Annotated in this window: 15 protein-coding genes; 3 read left to right on the top strand and 12 right to left on the bottom strand. The window is 66.6% G+C overall.

Translation table 11 applies throughout. From position 1 onward, the window contains the following. From ABEI27_RS00190 to ABEI27_RS00155, 8 genes are all read right to left on the bottom strand, one after another. Complete coding sequence (locus tag ABEI27_RS00190) at positions 1-1,743, bottom strand: histidine kinase N-terminal 7TM domain-containing protein (RefSeq protein WP_375797398.1); 1,743 nt, start codon at positions 1,741-1,743, stop codon at positions 1-3. Between the two features lie 168 nt (positions 1,744-1,911). Beyond that, on the bottom strand, positions 1,912-2,454 hold the full coding sequence (locus ABEI27_RS00185) for a hypothetical protein (RefSeq protein ID WP_375797397.1): 543 nt from the start codon (positions 2,452-2,454) through the stop codon (positions 1,912-1,914). After that, positions 2,451-2,864, bottom strand: a complete 414-nt coding sequence (locus tag ABEI27_RS00180) for a hypothetical protein (protein WP_375797396.1) — start codon at positions 2,862-2,864, stop codon at positions 2,451-2,453. Before ABEI27_RS00180 ends, ABEI27_RS00185 begins: the two co-directional genes overlap by 4 nt. Then, complete coding sequence (locus ABEI27_RS00175) at positions 2,857-3,594, bottom strand: hypothetical protein (protein WP_375797395.1); 738 nt, start codon at positions 3,592-3,594, stop codon at positions 2,857-2,859. The genes ABEI27_RS00180 and ABEI27_RS00175 overlap by 8 nt, the downstream gene beginning before the upstream one ends. Continuing rightward, a complete protein-coding gene (locus ABEI27_RS00170) occupies positions 3,591-4,157 on the bottom strand; it encodes a hypothetical protein (RefSeq protein WP_375797394.1) in 567 nt (188 codons plus the stop codon). The genes ABEI27_RS00175 and ABEI27_RS00170 overlap by 4 nt, the downstream gene beginning before the upstream one ends. Continuing rightward, positions 4,154-4,903 (bottom strand): flagellin-like protein, encoded by a 750-nt coding sequence (locus ABEI27_RS00165; protein ID WP_375797393.1) that lies wholly within the window; start codon positions 4,901-4,903, stop codon positions 4,154-4,156. Before ABEI27_RS00165 ends, ABEI27_RS00170 begins: the two co-directional genes overlap by 4 nt. Next, positions 4,900-6,819 (bottom strand): type II secretion system F family protein, encoded by a 1,920-nt coding sequence (locus ABEI27_RS00160; RefSeq protein WP_375797456.1) that lies wholly within the window; start codon positions 6,817-6,819, stop codon positions 4,900-4,902. Before ABEI27_RS00160 ends, ABEI27_RS00165 begins: the two co-directional genes overlap by 4 nt. Before the next feature lie 98 nt (positions 6,820-6,917). After that, on the bottom strand, positions 6,918-9,272 hold the full coding sequence (locus ABEI27_RS00155; RefSeq protein WP_375797392.1) for a type II/IV secretion system ATPase subunit: 2,355 nt from the start codon (positions 9,270-9,272) through the stop codon (positions 6,918-6,920). Between the two features lie 218 nt (positions 9,273-9,490). Here ABEI27_RS00155 and ABEI27_RS00150 point away from each other — a divergent pair, with 218 nt between their 5' ends. The 3 genes from ABEI27_RS00150 to ABEI27_RS00140 all read left to right on the top strand — a co-directional run bounded on the left by ABEI27_RS00150 (position 9,491) and on the right by ABEI27_RS00140 (position 12,359). After that, entirely contained in the window at positions 9,491-10,468 is a 978-nt protein-coding gene (locus ABEI27_RS00150; RefSeq protein WP_375797391.1) for a Gfo/Idh/MocA family protein, read from the top strand. A 78-nt stretch (positions 10,469-10,546) separates the two neighbouring features. Continuing rightward, on the top strand, positions 10,547-11,530 hold the full coding sequence (locus ABEI27_RS00145) for an aldo/keto reductase (protein ID WP_375797390.1): 984 nt from the start codon (positions 10,547-10,549) through the stop codon (positions 11,528-11,530). A gap of 142 nt (positions 11,531-11,672) precedes the next feature. After that, entirely contained in the window at positions 11,673-12,359 is a 687-nt protein-coding gene (locus ABEI27_RS00140; protein ID WP_375797389.1) for a DUF4013 domain-containing protein, read from the top strand. Positions 12,360-12,371: 12 nt separating this feature from the next. Here ABEI27_RS00140 and ABEI27_RS00135 read toward each other — a convergent pair whose 3' ends face one another. From ABEI27_RS00135 to ABEI27_RS00120, 4 genes are all read right to left on the bottom strand, one after another. Further along, on the bottom strand, positions 12,372-13,520 hold the full coding sequence (locus ABEI27_RS00135) for an ABC transporter ATP-binding protein (RefSeq protein ID WP_375797388.1): 1,149 nt from the start codon (positions 13,518-13,520) through the stop codon (positions 12,372-12,374). A gap of 93 nt (positions 13,521-13,613) precedes the next feature. Continuing rightward, complete coding sequence (locus ABEI27_RS00130; protein WP_375797387.1) at positions 13,614-14,558, bottom strand: carbohydrate ABC transporter permease; 945 nt, start codon at positions 14,556-14,558, stop codon at positions 13,614-13,616. Further along, on the bottom strand, positions 14,555-15,595 hold the full coding sequence (locus ABEI27_RS00125) for a carbohydrate ABC transporter permease (RefSeq protein ID WP_375797386.1): 1,041 nt from the start codon (positions 15,593-15,595) through the stop codon (positions 14,555-14,557). Before ABEI27_RS00125 ends, ABEI27_RS00130 begins: the two co-directional genes overlap by 4 nt. 10 nt (positions 15,596-15,605) lie before the next feature. Next, the coding region (locus ABEI27_RS00120) for an ABC transporter substrate-binding protein (protein WP_375797385.1) at positions 15,606-16,860 on the bottom strand (1,255 nt) is incomplete at its 5' end.

Genomic DNA, 16,860 nt, shown 5'->3' with positions numbered 1-16,860 from the left:
TCAGTCCGCCTCCGACCGCGGGAGCCGGATGACGGCGACAGTCCGCAGCGACTGTGGGGCGTCGAACGACCGGTCGTCCCCGTCTGCATCGATGCCACGTGCGGATTCGTCGTTGCTCGATTCGTCCGTGTCGTCGAAGCGAAGCGAGCCGCCGTTCTCGATCACGCACCAGTACGCGAGCCAGAGCCCGAGCCCCTCCGCGTGCTGGAGCGGCGTCTCAGAGCCGACGTTGAGCGCCTCCCGGTCGACAGCAGGGATGGCCGGCCCGTTCGATTCGATCCGGACGGTGACCGTCTCCGCTGAGTTGTCTGCCGTGACGTTGATCCAGAACGCGAGGTCGTCACAGCTCCCCTCGGCCTCCGCAACGAGCAGTTCGATCAGTTCCTCGATCGCCGTCTTGATCGCCGTCGCGTCAGTGAGTTCGGCTTTCGCGTGGGCACGGCCACGGCAGGCGAAGCCGGCGTCCGGGTACGCGCGGCGGGCGTTGCGGACGGTGCTCGCAACGATCTCACTGACATCGTGCGCGGCGGGGCTCTTCGAGTGCGTATCGTTGAGCTGCGAGACTTTCCGAGCCTTGTCGCTGACCGTGAGGAGGTCGTCGGTCCGATCGAGAATCGACTCTGCGGCATCTTCCACGTTGGTGGTGGAGCCGGTCGCAACGACGTCGGCGTAGCCCCGGACCACGTTCATATCGTTCCGGAGGTTGTGCCGGAGGATCCGGTTGGCGACCTCGAGACGCTGTTCGTAGCGGTGTCGCCCGGTCACGTCACGGAGCGCCAGCGCGTACCCGACCTCCTCGCCGCGCCCGTCGGTGAGCTTCGAAACGCGGACGTCGTACGCCAGGTTGTTGGCGTCGGTGACGGTGGTCCCGTGCAACTGCTCGAACCCGTGGTCCGAGAAGAGTTCGCTGACGGGCATCCCCGACTCGGGTGCCGAATCGAGCACCCGGCTGGCCGTCTCGTCGGCGTCGACGACGACGCGGTCGGAGCTCAACACTATCAGTCCGTCGCCCATCGCCTCGAAGGCCCGGCGGCGCGCGACCGGCATCCGTTCGAGGAGGTCGTAGTGATAGAGCCCGGCGACCAGAAGAATCCCGGTGACTGTGAACGCGAACGCGGTCAGATTGACGCCCGGAATGGGACTCATACCGAACAGGAACGCCATATGTGAAACGAACGGCGGAAGCGGGGCGATTGTCAGTACTGCGACCTGCTTCCAGTAGAGTAGCGACATCCGGATGCCGAGGAGGATGATCAGCCCCATCCCGACGACGACAGCGGTGTAGGCGATCACGATGTGGGCGTAGTAGAGCGGGCCGAACGAGATGGGGAGCGCCCCAGTAGTCGCGACCGACTCGGTCGAAGTGCTCCAGACGAGGTTGGTCGAACCGCTCGTCAACGTCGCGAGGATAACGATCATAGGTTCCACCGCGAGGAGCGCTGCGCGTGTCCGCGTCAGCCACTGCGAGCGACTCACGTACTGCACCACGAGAAGTAACCACAGCATCGGGACGGCGCTGGATAGCGCGAACGTGAGTTGCCACCACTGCCGCTGGGCCGCGACCGAGTCTGATCCCAGGAGAATCGCGTACGCCAATGCAGACAACCCAACCACGAGATGAAGCGCGGCGATTTCGATTCCGCACCGGGACTCGCGACATCGCCAGCCGATGGCGACGAGCACCGTATGGACGGCGGCGGCGACAAATCCCAGCGCAGAGAGCGCAGTGAGTTCCCACGGCATACGATATATAATTACATAGACTCCAAGAGAGCCGAACACATCAAACCACCAGTCGTTCGAAATATTCCGAATCGATGTACTCCCAAAGCACGTCTCCGATTCGACGTAGATATTGTTCTTAATTTGACTTTTTCTGACCGTACGCAGTGTGTCAGGTAATGGAAGAGATCAGGAAACAGCACGCACGACGAAAACAGCCGTCGAGGACTCGGTCGGCGAGACGATCCGAACGCGAACGACCGCGGCGACAGGCGTCGTTCGACCGGCCCGCTCTTGGACGACAACACCGTCGATGGCGCGGCACGCGCCGAAGGTTCGACCGCGGCCCGAGGGGCAGCGCGTCTGCGCCCAGCGAGTCGCTTCCGCTGCAGCGAACGTGGCAGAAAGTGACCGGCCACGCTCAGCGTGGGAGCGTTCGAGTCGGTCGATGTCGGCGAGCATCGACGCGCGGATCCGCGTTCCCACTGCGCGTCGGTCCCGCCACGCGACGGTGTGGTCTCCCGCAGTCGCATCGAGCGTGGCAGCGCGGAAGGAGACGGTCAGGCTCCGGTCGACCGCCGACAGCGATGCGACGTCACCCTCGGCCGCGGCCCGACGGTCGGCGTCGTAGCCGAATTGAGCGAACGCGGCCGTCATTGCGAGGAGCGCGACGGCGACGACTGCGGCAGCGACAAGGACGACCTGCCCGCGATCGTCCGGCCGCAAGATCACGGAACCCACACCCGGAGCGAGGCGAGGCATCGACCCGTCGAGCGCGTCGCACGTCCAACGGCCACGTCTGTCGGCGGCGCGGGACCGACGGTTCCGTGCGGGGTCTCCAGTCGCCCGAACGCCGCAGCGGGGAGCGCCGCATCGAGGCGAGTGGCGAGTTCAGACTGCTCTGTCGCGAACGCGGCCGGAGACCGACACGCTGCGGACAGCCGACTGCGACCGGTCCCCGCCGGTGGCTCCGCGTCGAGTACGGCGAGCGCATCCGCCGCGTGCCGATCCAGTGTCCCGTCGGGAACGTCCCCGGCGGGGATCCAGATGAATCCGGCCACGACCGAGAGAAGCAGGAGTGCGCCCACCGTCGCCTCGACGAGCGACGTGGCGAGTTGCCCGCGATCGGATCGCTCAGTCACCGACGACCACCACCAGCGACTCGGTCCGCGCGGTCGGTTCCGTCCACGTGACCGTCGCGGTCGCCCCGTCGGTGACGGGCCGTCCACGGGTGGTGAACGCGATGTCGAGCGGGCGCGTCTGCGGGACCGACGTGACGTACCGGCCGTCCAGTCCGCCTGGGTCGTGGAGAACGGTCCGGCCGCCCGCCCGGAGCGTCACCACCGACTGTCCGTGCGCGGAGTCGACTGTCACCGTCATCTGACCGGTGTGATCCGCGAGCACGGTTTCGTGCCGGTCGGCGAGGTCGATCCGGTTCGTTCGGTGGACGGCCCGTTCGGTTCGGACCCGTCTACTGATGCGGGCGGTCCGCCTGTCCGCGGGCCGACTGGCGACGGGGTCAGACAGTCGCCCGCGTGCGGCGAGCGTCTCGGTTCCGAGAGCGACCCGGAAGGATCGGTTCCGGAGCGACGGGACCGCCGCGTCGAGCGCGGCGGGCGTCAGGTTCGCCGTAGCCCTCGCCCGGAGGACGCTGGGGCCGCGCGTGTGCGGGGCGTCTCCGGCGACGAGGTGAGCCGACAACCGTTCGGCCGCGTGCGTTGCGAACGGGCGCCGGTCGGCGTCGGCGACGGCGTCGTTCGCGATTGCCACCCCACCGACGGCGACCGTAGTCACGACAATCGCTGCCACGGCGAAGCCGATCAGGTTGGCCTGCGCGCGGTCCGCAGCAACCACCGCCCGGGGGCCAGTCACGGTGACCACTCGGAGCGATTCCGTGCTGAAACGGAAGCAGAGGCGTCGGTCCCGACGTCAGCGCCGCCATCGAGGAGGCGTATTGTCAACGACTCGTCAGTCACGGATATGATTACTCGCGAGGGCGACGAACTCGTCCACGAGCCACTGATCGACGCCCTGTGCGGGATTGTAAGTCGGAGCCGACCACCGATCGACGGATGCGGGTGGACAAGTCGGAGCACCGGATCACCCGAGTCACGTGCCGCGACGATCCGATACGTGTCGCCCCGAATCGTCCGCGGGAAACGGACACGGACGCGGCGGTCGACGCGACCGAAGCGCTCGCTGGGAACCGTCGTCTCCAGTCGGTCTCCGGCGGCGACGAGCGCCCGGTCGCCAAGTTCTGCGCCGACGGTCGAACGGTACTCCGGGACGAGGCCGCCGAAGAACGTCGCTGTGAGAAGTGCAACGAACAGGACGCCGATTCCGAGTTCGAGCGTTTTCCCCACGACCGGAGAGAGGCCCCGATCGGCGTCGGACGCGCCGCCGAGCACCCGCCGGACCCGAGCGGACGGGTTCACTGTCCCACCTCAACAGCGAGACGGACGTCCCGAACGACCAGGTGCGCCGTCCGCTGACTCGGGAACGCTGCGACGACGGCAGTGACGCCGTCGCCGTCGATATCACGGCGAGTCGTCGCCGTCGCGCCGCGCTCACGTAGATGACGTTCCCACGCCGCCGGCGTCGCAGTCTCGACGGCGACGCGGTAGGTCGAGCGCGGGAGGTCGATCCGCTCGGTCCGGGCGTCCGTGCGAAGCGTCACGCTGAGTCGGTGTCCACCGGTCGCGACGCCGTCAGCGCCGCTGGCGTTCAGCACTGGAACGCCGAGGTAGAGCGTCCCGTTCGCCGGGGCGATCCGACTCGGCGCGACGACGCGGTCTCCACGGTCGTCGCTCCGGACGACGGCGCCGGCGAAGCCCGTGACGCGGTGGCCATCGTCGTCGTAGACGATCGCACCCGCGTGTCCCGCCCAGACGACGCCGTCCGCGTCGAGCACCCACACTGATCGGTTGACGACGCGGACGGATCCCGCGGCCAGCGCCACGGTCGTCGCTCGCGGCCCCGGACTCGGTCCGAGTGCGGTCTCGAGGTCGCTGGCTACGCGAGTCGCCGCCGCGCTGGCTGCGCCGTCCTCGACGATCGACCCGGTCGTCGCGGTCAACCCGCCGATTGCGACGACGGTGAGTCCAAGCAGGATCGCGACGCCGACGACGGCGGTCTGTGCGCGCTCACCGGAGGCGGCCCCCGCGCCCGACGCTCCCGTCATATCAGCCCCGTCCCGGTGAAGACGACGTGGCAGAGCGCGACCAGACAGCCCGAGTGCAGCAGCGCTTCGTACCGGCCTCGACTGGCGACGCCGGCGAACCATCCCGCGCCGATCATCGTCGCCTGCGTGGTCACGTAGAGGCGGAACTGGTCTCGCGCGAGGTCGACCGCGGCGGGATCCACTGCGAGACCGGAGAGCGACGACATCGTCGACAGCCGATCGAAGCCGGTGAAGACGGTGAGGCCCGTGGCAACGCTGATCCCCACGATCAGGAGCGCTGTCGTCCAGCCGACGGCCACGTACACGAGCATTGCGGCGCGGAGGGCACGCTTCTCGTGATAGAGCCGGCCGACCTCGCCCTGGAGCGTCTCGAAGACGACGCCCGTGTCGCTGCCGGCGTCGAGTGCGCCGATCACCAGGCCGACCGTCTGCTCGGCCATCGGCGTGCCGACCCGGGCGACGAACCGATCGAGCGCGGCGGTTCGCAGATCCGTCTCTGCGTCGTCGAGCGGCGTCGTGAGCCGGAGGTTCATCGCGAGGTCGGCGACGTCCCCGTCGAGCGGTCCGAGGTCGACGTCGCGGGCGACGTGTTCGACCGCCTCCGAGAACGGACGGCCGAGGGCGACGTGCCCCGAGACGGCGTGGACGAAGTCTTTGAGTTCGTGGTCCTTCCCGTCGTCGAGGCGTGAGCGCCGGACCGCGACGAGTCCGACCGGGATGGCGAAGCCGACGTAGCCGACCAGAAGGGAGACGACGACTCCGACACCAAGCAACAGCGAGGCGACGCACGCCGCGATCCCGATCGGTGCGAAGGCGACAGTCGCACTCGCTGGATTCGTCGTCGCCGAGCGAAGCGCCTCGATCGCCCCCGCTGGCTGTGGATAGTCGACGCTCTGGTCAGGTGGCCTCAGCCGCGTGACGAGCACGGCGGTTCCGGCGCCGACGAGTAACACGAACGCGGCGCTCCCGTAGACCGCCAGGGCCCGAAGCGAGACCGCTCCGAGCGGCGTCTCGACGGTCGCCGAGAGAGTCGGCGAAACGATGCTCATCACGGTGAGCACGATGACCAGGAGCGCCGGAAGGACGAGGAGGACGACGAACAGTTCGGCGAGGAGTTCCAGAAAGCCTTGGGCCTGACTGCGGTCCCGGTCCTGCTGGTGGCGAAGCATCCGACTCTCCATCGCCAAGTACTCCGCGAGTGCGTCGGGCCCCTGATCGGCGTGCTCACGAAATTTCAGCAGGAACGGTGCGAGCGTGTCCTGCGCCGGGGTGTCGCGGGCGACTCGTCGGAGTCCCTCGTCGACGTTCCCCGTCATCGCCGCGGTGTTGAGGGCCTTCCGGAGTGCAACGGCCGTCTCGCCGTACGCGTCGGTGCCGGCGACGCGTCCGAGCATCGCTCGTCGACCGTCGCTTCCCGAGGCGAGGACGTTCAGATACCGAACCGCGCTGGGGAGCGTCCGCGTGATGTCGGCGCGACGGGCGGCCGCGAGCCACCGGAGGTATCGGCCGCCGCCGTAGACGGTGCCGAGATGGACGCTCCCGGCAGTAGCGAGTCCAGCGACGGCCGCAAGCACCACTGGCGTCCGACTCGTGGCCCGGATCCCGCCGGGGAGCGTGGTCGCCAGGCCGCCGTCGCCAATGCGGCCAAGGCGGGTGAGCAGCGCCGTTCCGGCTGACTCGATCACAGTCGGGGGGAGCGCGAGGACTGACACGATCACAACCGCGGCGAGTCCGATCCCGACGAACCACGAGAGGGCGTAGACGCGGGCGAGATAGACGTCGAAGGCGACTGGCAGATTGGTCCCGCGATACGCGCGTCGGTCGCGCTCGTGACGGCGCGTGTCGGCCCGCCCGGCGAAGAGCGCGTAGGCCGCGCGGTCGAACGCACCGAGTGACGAGTCGGTCGCAACGCCCAGCACGCGGCGACGGTCGTCGCTCGCGGTGGTCGCGCCACGCAGGCGGGTGTCGTCGTTCGCACTACCCCCGTCGGATCGGGCGTCGGCGGTCGGTCCAGTCACGGCCCAGCCTCGCTCGGACGATCACCGTCGGGGTCCGCTTCGCGAGCGTGGTCGGCGTCGCCGTTGGCCCCGGATTCGCTCACGTCCGCAGACTCGTGCGCGCGCTGTCGCCGCACGCGTTCGACGGTCGCCGCTTCGTCGGTCCGCAGGTCGGACAGGAAGCCGAACAGACGGTCCACGTCTGTCACGCTCTCCCGCCGGAGATACTCGACGTACTCCTGCTTGCGCCGAAACTCGCGTTCGACGTCCGCGACGTCGCGGTCGGTCGCGGCGGCGAGTCGGTGAAAGAGCCTGAGCGCGCGGCGGTGCGTCTCCCCGGCGGTCGCGGCGTCGTCGCCGCCGAGTGTGGGATGATCGTACGCCATCCCGAACGTGCCGTCGGTCTCGCGCCACAGCAGCGTGTTGTAATGTAGTGTCGTTCCCTCTTTCTCGACGACGCCGGTCCGCGCTGACGCCGGCAGCGATTCGGCCGCGTCGGCGGAGAGCAGTTCGACCACCGAGCCGACGTAGCGCTCGCCGTCGACCCGTCTGGGGAAGACGACGACGTCGAGTTCGCGGAGCAGATAGCCCGGCAGCCCCTGCTCGATCACCCGGTTTACGAGCGTCTCGATGTCTTCGGCGTGGGTGGTGCCGACCACGCCGTGCCCCGTGTTCAGCACCTCCGCGAACGTCTCGAACGATTCCGGCGTGTTGACTTCAGCGATCACCTCGACGTCGGGATTGAGATAGTTGGCTTCAGTCATCAGGTCGGCCATCGAGACGCGTTTGTACGCGTTCTCGTGGTCGCGCGTAGTCAGCGAGACGCCGGTCTCGTGCGGGAGATACACCTCGCGGGACCCCTCGTCGATGCTGATCGGACGGTGGTCGTAGGGGATGAACGGCATATGGGCGTTCATCAGCGTGGTCTTGCCCGCGCCAGTCGGTCCCGAAAAGAGCACGACCCGGTGGTGTTCGTAACAGAGCCACAGCAGCGTCACCAGTTCGGTCGGGATCGAACCGAAGCCGACGAGTTCGATCGGCGTCAGCGGCGACGCTGCCTGCTTGCGGATCGAGACGTGAGGCCCGTCCTCGGAGATAACCGGGAGCGCAACGGCACAACGAATCGTCTCGCCGTGCCCCGTAGTGTCGGGCGCGACGCCGGCGGGGCGGAGGTTCACCTTCGCGGAGGGTTGGCTCGCGCTGAGTTCGACCCCGTCGGCGGCGGCCAACTGGGTGACTACGTTGACGAAACTGTTCTCGTCGGTGAACGAGAGGTTGGTCGGCACGCGCTCGCCGGCGCGGACGACGTCCGCGCGTGGAACGACCTTCACCCGCTCCCCGACGCGGTTTGCCTCGACGTCCTCCAGGTGCGGGTCGCGGATCGGGACGGTGAGAACGCCCTCGCCGACGTAATCGCGTAGCACGTAGTAGATTAGGTCGTCGAGGCGGTCCTGGGCGTAGCGCCGATCGACGGGGGGCACGCAGAGGCCGTATGCGGCGAGCGCGCTCCGGGCGCGGTAGCGCGTCGCCGCGAGCCACGCGCGGGTGTTGCGAGCCGTAAGTCGTCGAGAGAGAAACTGCCGGGCGCGATCGCGGATGAACGCCGTACGGTCCTCGACCACTTCCTCGACGTTGGCTTCCCAGATGCGCTCTTTGCACTCGGCGACCAATGCCTCATCGCCCGGTAACAGGTCCGGTTCGAGGACGGCGTACTTGGCCTCGAAGCGGTCGTCGCCGAGAAGTCGGTCGCGGTGGACCACGACCTCGACATCGAAGCCGGCGAAGGAAACGGTGTAGCGGCGGAGTCGTTCGCCGGCGACGCGGCTGGCGAAAGGCGCGTCCGCGCGGAACTCGGTCGCGGCGGGCGCGTAGTTCTCGGTGTGGACGACCAGCGCGCCGTCCGTCTCGCCGTCGAGGTCCACGACGTCAACGCGGTCGTCGAGCGCGATCGGCGTGAGCGCCCCGAGCAGCCGGAGTTCGCAGATCGCATAGTAGTCGATCCGCCGGCGTGCGGACGGCGACACGTCGAGTAGTCGATCAAGTACCCGTCGGTATTTCGGCGGCAAGCCCGCTGCCGCGCGCTCTGCAGTCCCCTGTCTGGTGAGCGGCCGGCGGACCTCCACGCCCGAGAAGTACTCGCGGATCTCGTCGAGCGCGCGTGCTGACTCCGCGCGTAGCGACGGTTCTCGCAGGTGGTACGCGAAACCGACGCCGCCGGGGGCGTCGCGGATCGTCGTGACGACACCCGGAGCGACCTCGTACTGCGACCGGACGTCGCGCGCGTACCACGCCGCACGGCTGTCCGGCGGTTCGGGGGCCGGCACTGCCGGTGTGTCGGTGCCTGCGGGCACCGATCTGTCTGCCGGAGTCATTCCCCCACCGCGGTGGGATGTCTGCAATGCATACGCCGGATCTTTCGTCTTCGTATATAAGTTCACGCGAAAACCATCGAAAGAAAACGTCGGGGCCGGGCGTGTTCGGACGACCGGAACGCAGCGTCGGCGGCGGCCAGTACCACCACTTCGCGGAGATCGGCGGCGATACCGGTCGTTCACGCGGGGTTTATTTCGATGGCTCGAGACCGACAGGTATGCGCTTCGGTATCATCGGAACCGCAGATATCGCGCGGAAGGCACTCCTCCCGGCGGTTCAGCAGTCCGAGCACTCGGTCGGAGCCATCGCCTCCAGAGACGAGTCGCGGGCCACCGAGGTGGCAGCGGAGTTCGGGATCCCGCGATCGTACGGCTCTTACGAGGAACTGCTGGGCGACGATGAGATCGACGCGGTCTACAATCCCCTGCCGAACGGGCTCCACGCCGAGTGGACGAAGCGCGCAGCCGACGAGGGACTCGACGTGCTCTGTGAGAAGCCGCTCGCGGCCGACGCGGCGGAGGCGGAGTCGGTGGTACAGCACTGTCGAGACGCGGGCGTGACCCTGATGGAGGCGTTTATGTACCGATATCACCCGCGGATCGAGCGAGCCGTCGAGCTGGTTCGCGAGGAACTGGACGGGATCCACTCGGTGAACGCCTCGTTCAAATTCCCCCTGATGGAGGACCCTGACGACGTCCGCCTCGATCCTAATCTCGCCGGCGGCGCGCTGATGGATGTCGGGTGCTATTCGGTCTCGGCGGCGCGGCTGTTCCTCGGTGAACCGGACCGCGTCTACGCCTACGAGCACGACTCCCGCGACGCCGGCGTCGACACCACGCTGATGGGGATCTTGGAGTACGAGGACGGACGGATGGCACACGTCGACGGCGCGTTCGACGCGCCGGAGGTCCAGCGGTGCCGCGTCGAGGCCGAGAACGGATGGGTCGAGCTGGATCCGGCGTTCAACGTGCCCGCCGACGAACCGGCGACGCTGGAGTACGAGATCGACGGGCGACACGGTCACGAGCGGTTCGAGCCGCTCGACCAGTACCGCGCCGAGGTCGAGGCGTTCGCCGAGTGCGTCGAGTCGGGGGCGAAACCGCAGACCGGCGGCGCAGAGGCAGTTGCAAATATGCGTGTCATCGACGCACTGTACGAGAGCACGAGCCGCGGCGAGCCGGTCGACGTCGAGTGAGTACGGCGCGACGCGACACCATCGAGCGCCGACGACGATTTCCGAAACGTTAGGCAACTCCGATTGCCATATCAGAATATGGAAACACGACCACTCGGTAGGACGGACGCCGACATCACCGAAGTCGGACTCGGAACGTGGGAACTGGGCGGCGACTGGGGCGACGTTGCGGAGGCGGAGGCGCGCGACTCCATCAACGCCGCGCTCGACGCTGGCGTCAACTTCCTCGACACGGCCGACGTGTACGGCAGCGGCCGCAGCGAACGCCTCATCCGAGAAGTGCTGGCGGAGCGAGATGAGGACCCGTTCGTCGCGACGAAGGCCGGCCGGATGCTCGACCCACACACGGCCGACGGGTACGACGAAGCCCACCTCCGGGAGTTCGTCGACGACTCTCGGGACCGACTCGACGTGGAATCGCTCGATCTCGTCCAACTACACTGTCCGCCGACGAACGTCTACTACCAGCCATCGACGTTCGAGGCGCTCGAAACGCTCCGTGAGGAGGGGCGGATCGACGACTACGGCGTCAGCGTCGAGCGCGTCGAACAGGGGCTGAAGGCCGTCGAGTACCCCGGAGTCGAGACGGTGCAGATCATCTTCAACCCCTTCCGCCAGCGCCCGCGGGACCTGTTCTTCCGGGAGGCCGCGAACAGAAACGTCGGCGTCATCGTCCGCGTGCCGCTGGCGTCCGGGCTTCTGACCGGGGCGCTCTCACCGGAGACGGAGTTTCCGGACAACGACCACCGGAAGTTCAATCGCGAGGGCGACGCCTTCGACGTCGGCGAGACGTTCGCCGGCGTCCCGTTCGAGCGGGGACTGGAGGCCGTCGATGCGATCGAACCCATCGTCCCCGAGGGGCAGTCGCTGGCGCAGTTCGCACTCCGCTGGATTCTCGATCACGACGCCGTGACCACGGTCATTCCCGGCTCCTCGAGTCCGGCGCACATCCGGGACAACGTCGCCGCCGCGGATCTGCCCCGGTTGTCGGCGGAGCGCCACGCGGCCGTTCGAGAGGTATACGACGAGTATGTCCGCGAGCACGTCCACCAGCGCTGGTGAGCGGCCTACGGACCCACGATCACCCGGAATAGCGAGCGGTACCGACACCGTTTTGCGGGCCGACCCGAGTGACTGGGATGTGTCCCGAACGACCGACAGCCGCCCGAAGATCCTGTCTCCGGCCGACGCCAGGTGAAGTGAGGTGTTCTTCGAGGCCCTCCGCTACCCGGTTTCGGACCGGTCGCGGCTGGACGGTACCGCCAAATGCCTGCTAGCCCTCCTGCTCGCGGGGGCGTTGCTCCGGGCTGCCGCCCGACTGTGGCCTGACTGGGCCGCGCTGGTGCCCCTCCTGCTCGTCATCACGCCGATTCTCGTGTTTCTCGGATTTATTAGCGACGTGCTCTCCGGAAATGGGTTCCCCGATATGCCGACGAGAGAGACGCTACGACGCGCAACTCGGCTACTCGGCGTCTCCATAGGCTACCTCCTCGTACCCGTGCTCACGATCGTCGCCGTCGGCTACGTTACCGGCAGTGGGACTGTTCCAGCGGTCGTCGGGGGCATAACGACGGCGGCGCTCGCGACCACCGCGCTGATCATCACCATCGTTTGCGCGTATCTGTTGCCGGCAGCGGCCGTCACGGGCGTCGAAGACGGACTCCGTGCCGGTCTGCAGCGCGAGGCGTTCCGCGGGACCGCGTCCAGCGCGTACTTCCTCGCGTGGGTCGGCGCGACGGTCCTCGTCGTGTTCTCCTGGAGCGTGCTGGCGACGACGGCCACGCGGAGTGTCGCGGCGCTCGTGGCGCTCGCTTGGTTCGCGTACGCGCACGTCGCCGCCGCTGCGCTCGTCGCCGAGGGCGTCGAGCGAAGCCGGTACTGGGAGCGGTGAAAAGCCAGCGGATCAGTCGAGTTCGACGGTTTCGATGTCCGCTTGCAGCGAGCGGTTGTGAAGCGCCTCGCCCGATGCCCGATCGAAGAGGTGGATCGCCTCTTCGGGGATCCGTGCGACGACCGTGTCATCCGCGGTGACGCGAGTGAAGCCGTCCGTCGACGCGACCAGCGTCTCGGCCTCCTCGTTCGTCGTCGCACCGAACTGGAGGTAGACGGTGTTCTCGTCGCCCATCGGCTCGACGACGTCGACGACCGTCTCGAACTCGTGCGCGTCGGTCGCGCGCTCGACGAGCGTGATGTCCTCGGGACGGATCCCGAAGACGAGGTCGGTCGTGGCACCCAGATCGGCTTCCGTCTCGGAACTGATTGGGTACTCGATCGCATCGCCGCGTAGGACGCCGTTCTCCAGCGTCACGTCGAAGAAGTTCATCGACGGTTCACCGAGGAAGCCCGCGACGAACTGGTTCGCCGGCTCGTGATAGCACTCCAGCGGCGTGCTGATCTGCTGGAGTTTGCCGTCGTTGAGGATGACGATGCGGTCGCCCATCGTCATCGCCTCGGTCTGATCGTGCGTCACGTAGACCGTCGTCACGCCCAGGTCGTCCTGGAGCCGCTGGAGTTCGGTCCGCATCTGTGCGCGGAGTTTCGCGTCGAGGTTCGACAGCGGCTCGTCCATCAGGAACACCTCGGGGTCGCGCACGATGGCACGGCCGAGTGCGACGCGCTGCTGTTGGCCGCCCGAGAGTTCGCTCGGCTTCCGGTCGAGCAGCGTCGAGATCCCGAGCAACTCTCCCGTCTCCGAGACCATCTGTTGAATCTGGTCGTCCGGGAGGTCGGTCGACTCCTCCAGCCCGAAGGACATATTCTCGCGAACGGTCATATGCGGGTACAGCGCATAGGACTGGAACACCATCGCGATGTCCCTGTCCTGTGATTTCACGTCGTTGATGACGCGGTCTGCAAGCGAGACGGTGCCCGAGGTGATCGTCTCGAGTCCCGCGATCATCCGCAGCATCGTCGACTTCCCACAGCCCGAGGGGCCGACGACGACGATGAACTCCCCGTCGTCGATCGACGCCGACACGCCGTCGACGGCGCGGATTTCGTCGTTGCCGTCCTGGAAGATTTTCGTCACCGAATCGAGTTCAAGCGTTGCCATATCTGTGAGTTGTAACCGTCGGATCGTTCAGGTGCCACGCAACTGTCTCTTTCGCGGGAGAGCCTGCGCCGCGGCCGAGCCCCGAGGGACGGCTCACGCCGCCACCCCCTCGGCGAATTCGTCGCCGAAGAAGATGTAGACCGCCAGGGTGGGCAGCGCCGCGAAGAACGCGCCCGCCATCCGGAGCGCGAAGTCTTGCCCCTCCATCGACGTTCCGAGGCCGGCGAGGATCAACACGACTGGCGCAGCCGGACTCGATTCCGTCGAGACCAGCACCAGCGTGAACAGGAGGTCGTTCCAGATTTGTGTGAACTGGTAGATGAGAACGACCGCGAACATCGGCCCCGACAGCGGGAGGACGATGCGCTGATAGACCCGACGGAGCGAGGCCCCGTCGAGGCGCGCCGACTCGATCATCTCCTCGCTCAGGTTCTTGTAGTACGTCCGGAACAGGAGCGTACAGATCGGGATCCCGTACGCAACGTGCGTGATCACCAGTTCGATGATCCCAGCGTAGTCGTCGGGGACGCCGAGCGCCCAGACGAACGAGAGATGCTGGGTGAGTTGAACCCACTGCGACCAGAACTGCGTCAGCGGCACCAACACGGCCTGATAGGGAATGAAGATGCCCGAGATGATGATCGCGAGTAGCGGAGCCTTGTACGAGATCTTCCAGTCCGGGATCGTCAGCCCGTACGCGGTCAGACTGCCGACGGTCGCGGAGATGACCGTCGCGGGGACGGCGTACAGCAGGCTGTTGCCCATCCCGCGAACCAGGGCGTCGATGGCCGTCTGCCACTTCTGCAGGGTGAACCCCGTCGGTCCCGGCGGCGCGAACGGCGCCGTCTCGATGATGGCGGTCCCGGTTTTGATCGACGTGACGAGTCCCGATTCGATGGGGATGAGATAGAACCCGACCATCAGGAGCAACGCGACGTACAGACCGACGTCTTCGAGCGTCAGTGTCGCGACGTTCCGTCGCACTCGTCCCGTCACCGTTGCGCCGCTGCCGTCAGTTCGTGCATTGCGATCGCTCATAGGTTGTTCCTCCGATATTCGTAGACGAGATACGGGCCGATGACCGAGAGTGCCATCGCGAAGAGCACGATGGCAATCGCCGCCCCGTACGCCCAGTTGAGGTTCGCGTACGCTTCACGGACCATCTTCGTCGCCAGGATGTCCGCGCCGTTCGGCGGCCGGTAGCCCCCGACCAGCGAGTAGAGGAAGTCGAAGGCCTTCATCGCGAACACCATCAGGACGACTGCAGCGCTGATTGTCGCGCCTTTCAACTGCGGGATGATCACCCGCCAGTACATTTTGAGCGTCGACGCGCCGTCGACCTTCGCCGCCTCGTAGTGTTCGGTCGGGATCGCCCGGAGGCCGGCGAGATACACGACCATCGCGTATCCCGAGAACTGCCACATCAGCGCAAAGATGACGGCCCACAGAACGATACCCTGGTTGCCCAGCCAACTGATCGGGCCCACGCCCAACACCCCGATGACGCGGTTAACGATGCCGTTATTGAAGTTGTACATCCACAGCCAGAACTGCGCGGTGACCACGAACGAGAGGCTCATCGGCAGGAGATAGATCGTCCGGAACGAGTTCTCGAACCGGATTCCCCTGTCGATGAGGATCGCCAGCACGAGTCCGACCGCGAGCGTTGCCACGGTGAACGCAATGAGCAGAATGAAGGTGTTGACGGCGGCGTCGACGAATCCCGGATCCGCGAGCGCCCGGGCGTACATCTCGAAGTCGAGATCCGAGTAGTCAGGGGCGTTGGCGAAGCCCTGGTAGTCGGTCAGCGAGATCAGGAGGTTCCAGATGATCGCCCCGTAAACGAACAGCGACATCAACAGGAACGGCGGAAGCCAGAACGGTGCGGACTCGATGAAGTCGCTTCCGAGCCGACGATCCGCCGCTGAACTGAGACGTTCGAGCGGACCCGATTCCGACGCTGGCGAGTCCGTAACGGAGCCGTCGCTCACGACGCCGCCATCCGCACGTGCCGTCTCCTCGTCCCACGACGACCGACTGAGCGCGTGGTACAACCGACGATAAAAATCCAGCATACGGCGAGGGTCAGTTCGAGACCGCGTCCAGGAAGCCCTGGGTTGCTGCGTCGACGTTGTAGGGGCCGGTGAACTCCGAGGAGATGACCTCGTTGAGTTGGGTCATCGTCTCCGAGGGGACCGCAAGCCCGTGCTGAAGCGTCGGCGGCCGGTTCTCGGCGTTCGCAAAGTCTTCTGCGGTTTCCTGGAGGAAGGGACCGAACTGGTCCATACTCACGTCGGTTCGTGTCGGAATCGAGCCCTTGAACTGGTTGAACGCGATTTGCGCTTCGGGGCTCCCGACGAACGACTCCCAGGTCTTCGAGGCCTCGGGCGTCGGGTTGTTCGACGGGTAGAGGAACGAGTCGAAGTGGAGCGTGTACATTCCTTCCGTCCCGGGGAAGGTCTTGAAGCCCCAGTCCTCGTTGTAACTGAAGTCGTCGGTGTTACGGTAGGCGCCCGCTGCCCAGTTGCCCTGGTGGATGAACGCCGCGTTCCCCTTGATGATGTTCTGGTTCGACGCCGTCAGGTTCAGCGACGCCGCGTCGTCAGAGATGTAATTCTCCAGCATCTCCGCGGTCGTCTCGAACGCCGCGCGAACGTCGCTTTCGGAGCCGTTGCCCCCGACGAAGTCCATATACGACTGGAAGCCGTTGACGCCGAGCATCACGGCGGCCCATAGCTGCGTCGTCGTCCACGTCCCGCTCATCGCGTGGGTCATCGGGACTGCGTCGGTCTCGCTGGCGACCGTATCGAACGCGTCGATGAGTGCGGAGGGACTGTTCAGCGACTCGACGTCGATTCCCGCGTTCTCGACGACCGAGACGTTGTAGAACAGACAGTTCAGGCGGTGCGAGCCGAGCGGGACGGCACGGTAACTGCCGTTCTGTTTGTGGAGTTCGATGGCCTCGTCGACCATCACCTCCTCGAAGTTGTTATCCGCCCAGACGTTGTCGAGGTTACCGAGGACGCCCTCGTAGCGGAGGAGGTTCGGGCCGGGCCAGTTGGCGAAGGACCCCGGCGGATCGTTGCTCTGCAGTCGGTTTGCGACGACCGCGTCGAGGTTCTGGTTTCCACCGCCACCGATGGGATTCATATCCAGGCCGACGTCGGGGTGCGCTTCCTCGAACGCGGCGGTTAGTGCCTCGGCTGCGCGGGCACCGTCGCCACCGGTCCATCCGTGGAGGACTTCGACGGGACCGCTGCCACCGCCGCTGCCTGTTTCAGTTGCGGTGCTTTGGGTGGTTCCGTCGCCGCCACCGCCGCCACTATTACCACTACAACCC

The organism is Halobellus sp. (assembly GCF_042218505.1).
Taxonomy (GTDB): domain Archaea; phylum Halobacteriota; class Halobacteria; order Halobacteriales; family Haloferacaceae; genus Haloquadratum.
Note: the sequence above shows the minus strand (reverse complement) of the source record. Positions and strands in the feature narration are given on the sequence as shown.

Excerpts from the sequence above, each read along its gene's own strand:
- ABEI27_RS00190 (WP_375797398.1), bottom strand. The coding sequence starts at position 1,743 with ATGCCGTGGGAACTCACTGCGCTCTCTGCGCTGGGATTTGTCGCCGCC.
- ABEI27_RS00165 (WP_375797393.1), bottom strand. The coding sequence starts at position 4,903 with ATGACGGGAGCGTCGGGCGCGGGGGCCGCCTCCGGTGAGCGCGCACAG.
- ABEI27_RS00155 (WP_375797392.1), bottom strand. The coding sequence starts at position 9,272 with ATGACTCCGGCAGACAGATCGGTGCCCGCAGGCACCGACACACCGGCA.
- ABEI27_RS00150 (WP_375797391.1), top strand. The coding sequence starts at position 9,491 with ATGCGCTTCGGTATCATCGGAACCGCAGATATCGCGCGGAAGGCACTC.
- ABEI27_RS00145 (WP_375797390.1), top strand. The coding sequence starts at position 10,547 with ATGGAAACACGACCACTCGGTAGGACGGACGCCGACATCACCGAAGTC.
- ABEI27_RS00135 (WP_375797388.1), bottom strand. The coding sequence starts at position 13,520 with ATGGCAACGCTTGAACTCGATTCGGTGACGAAAATCTTCCAGGACGGC.
- ABEI27_RS00130 (WP_375797387.1), bottom strand. The coding sequence starts at position 14,558 with ATGAGCGATCGCAATGCACGAACTGACGGCAGCGGCGCAACGGTGACG.
- ABEI27_RS00125 (WP_375797386.1), bottom strand. The coding sequence starts at position 15,595 with ATGCTGGATTTTTATCGTCGGTTGTACCACGCGCTCAGTCGGTCGTCG.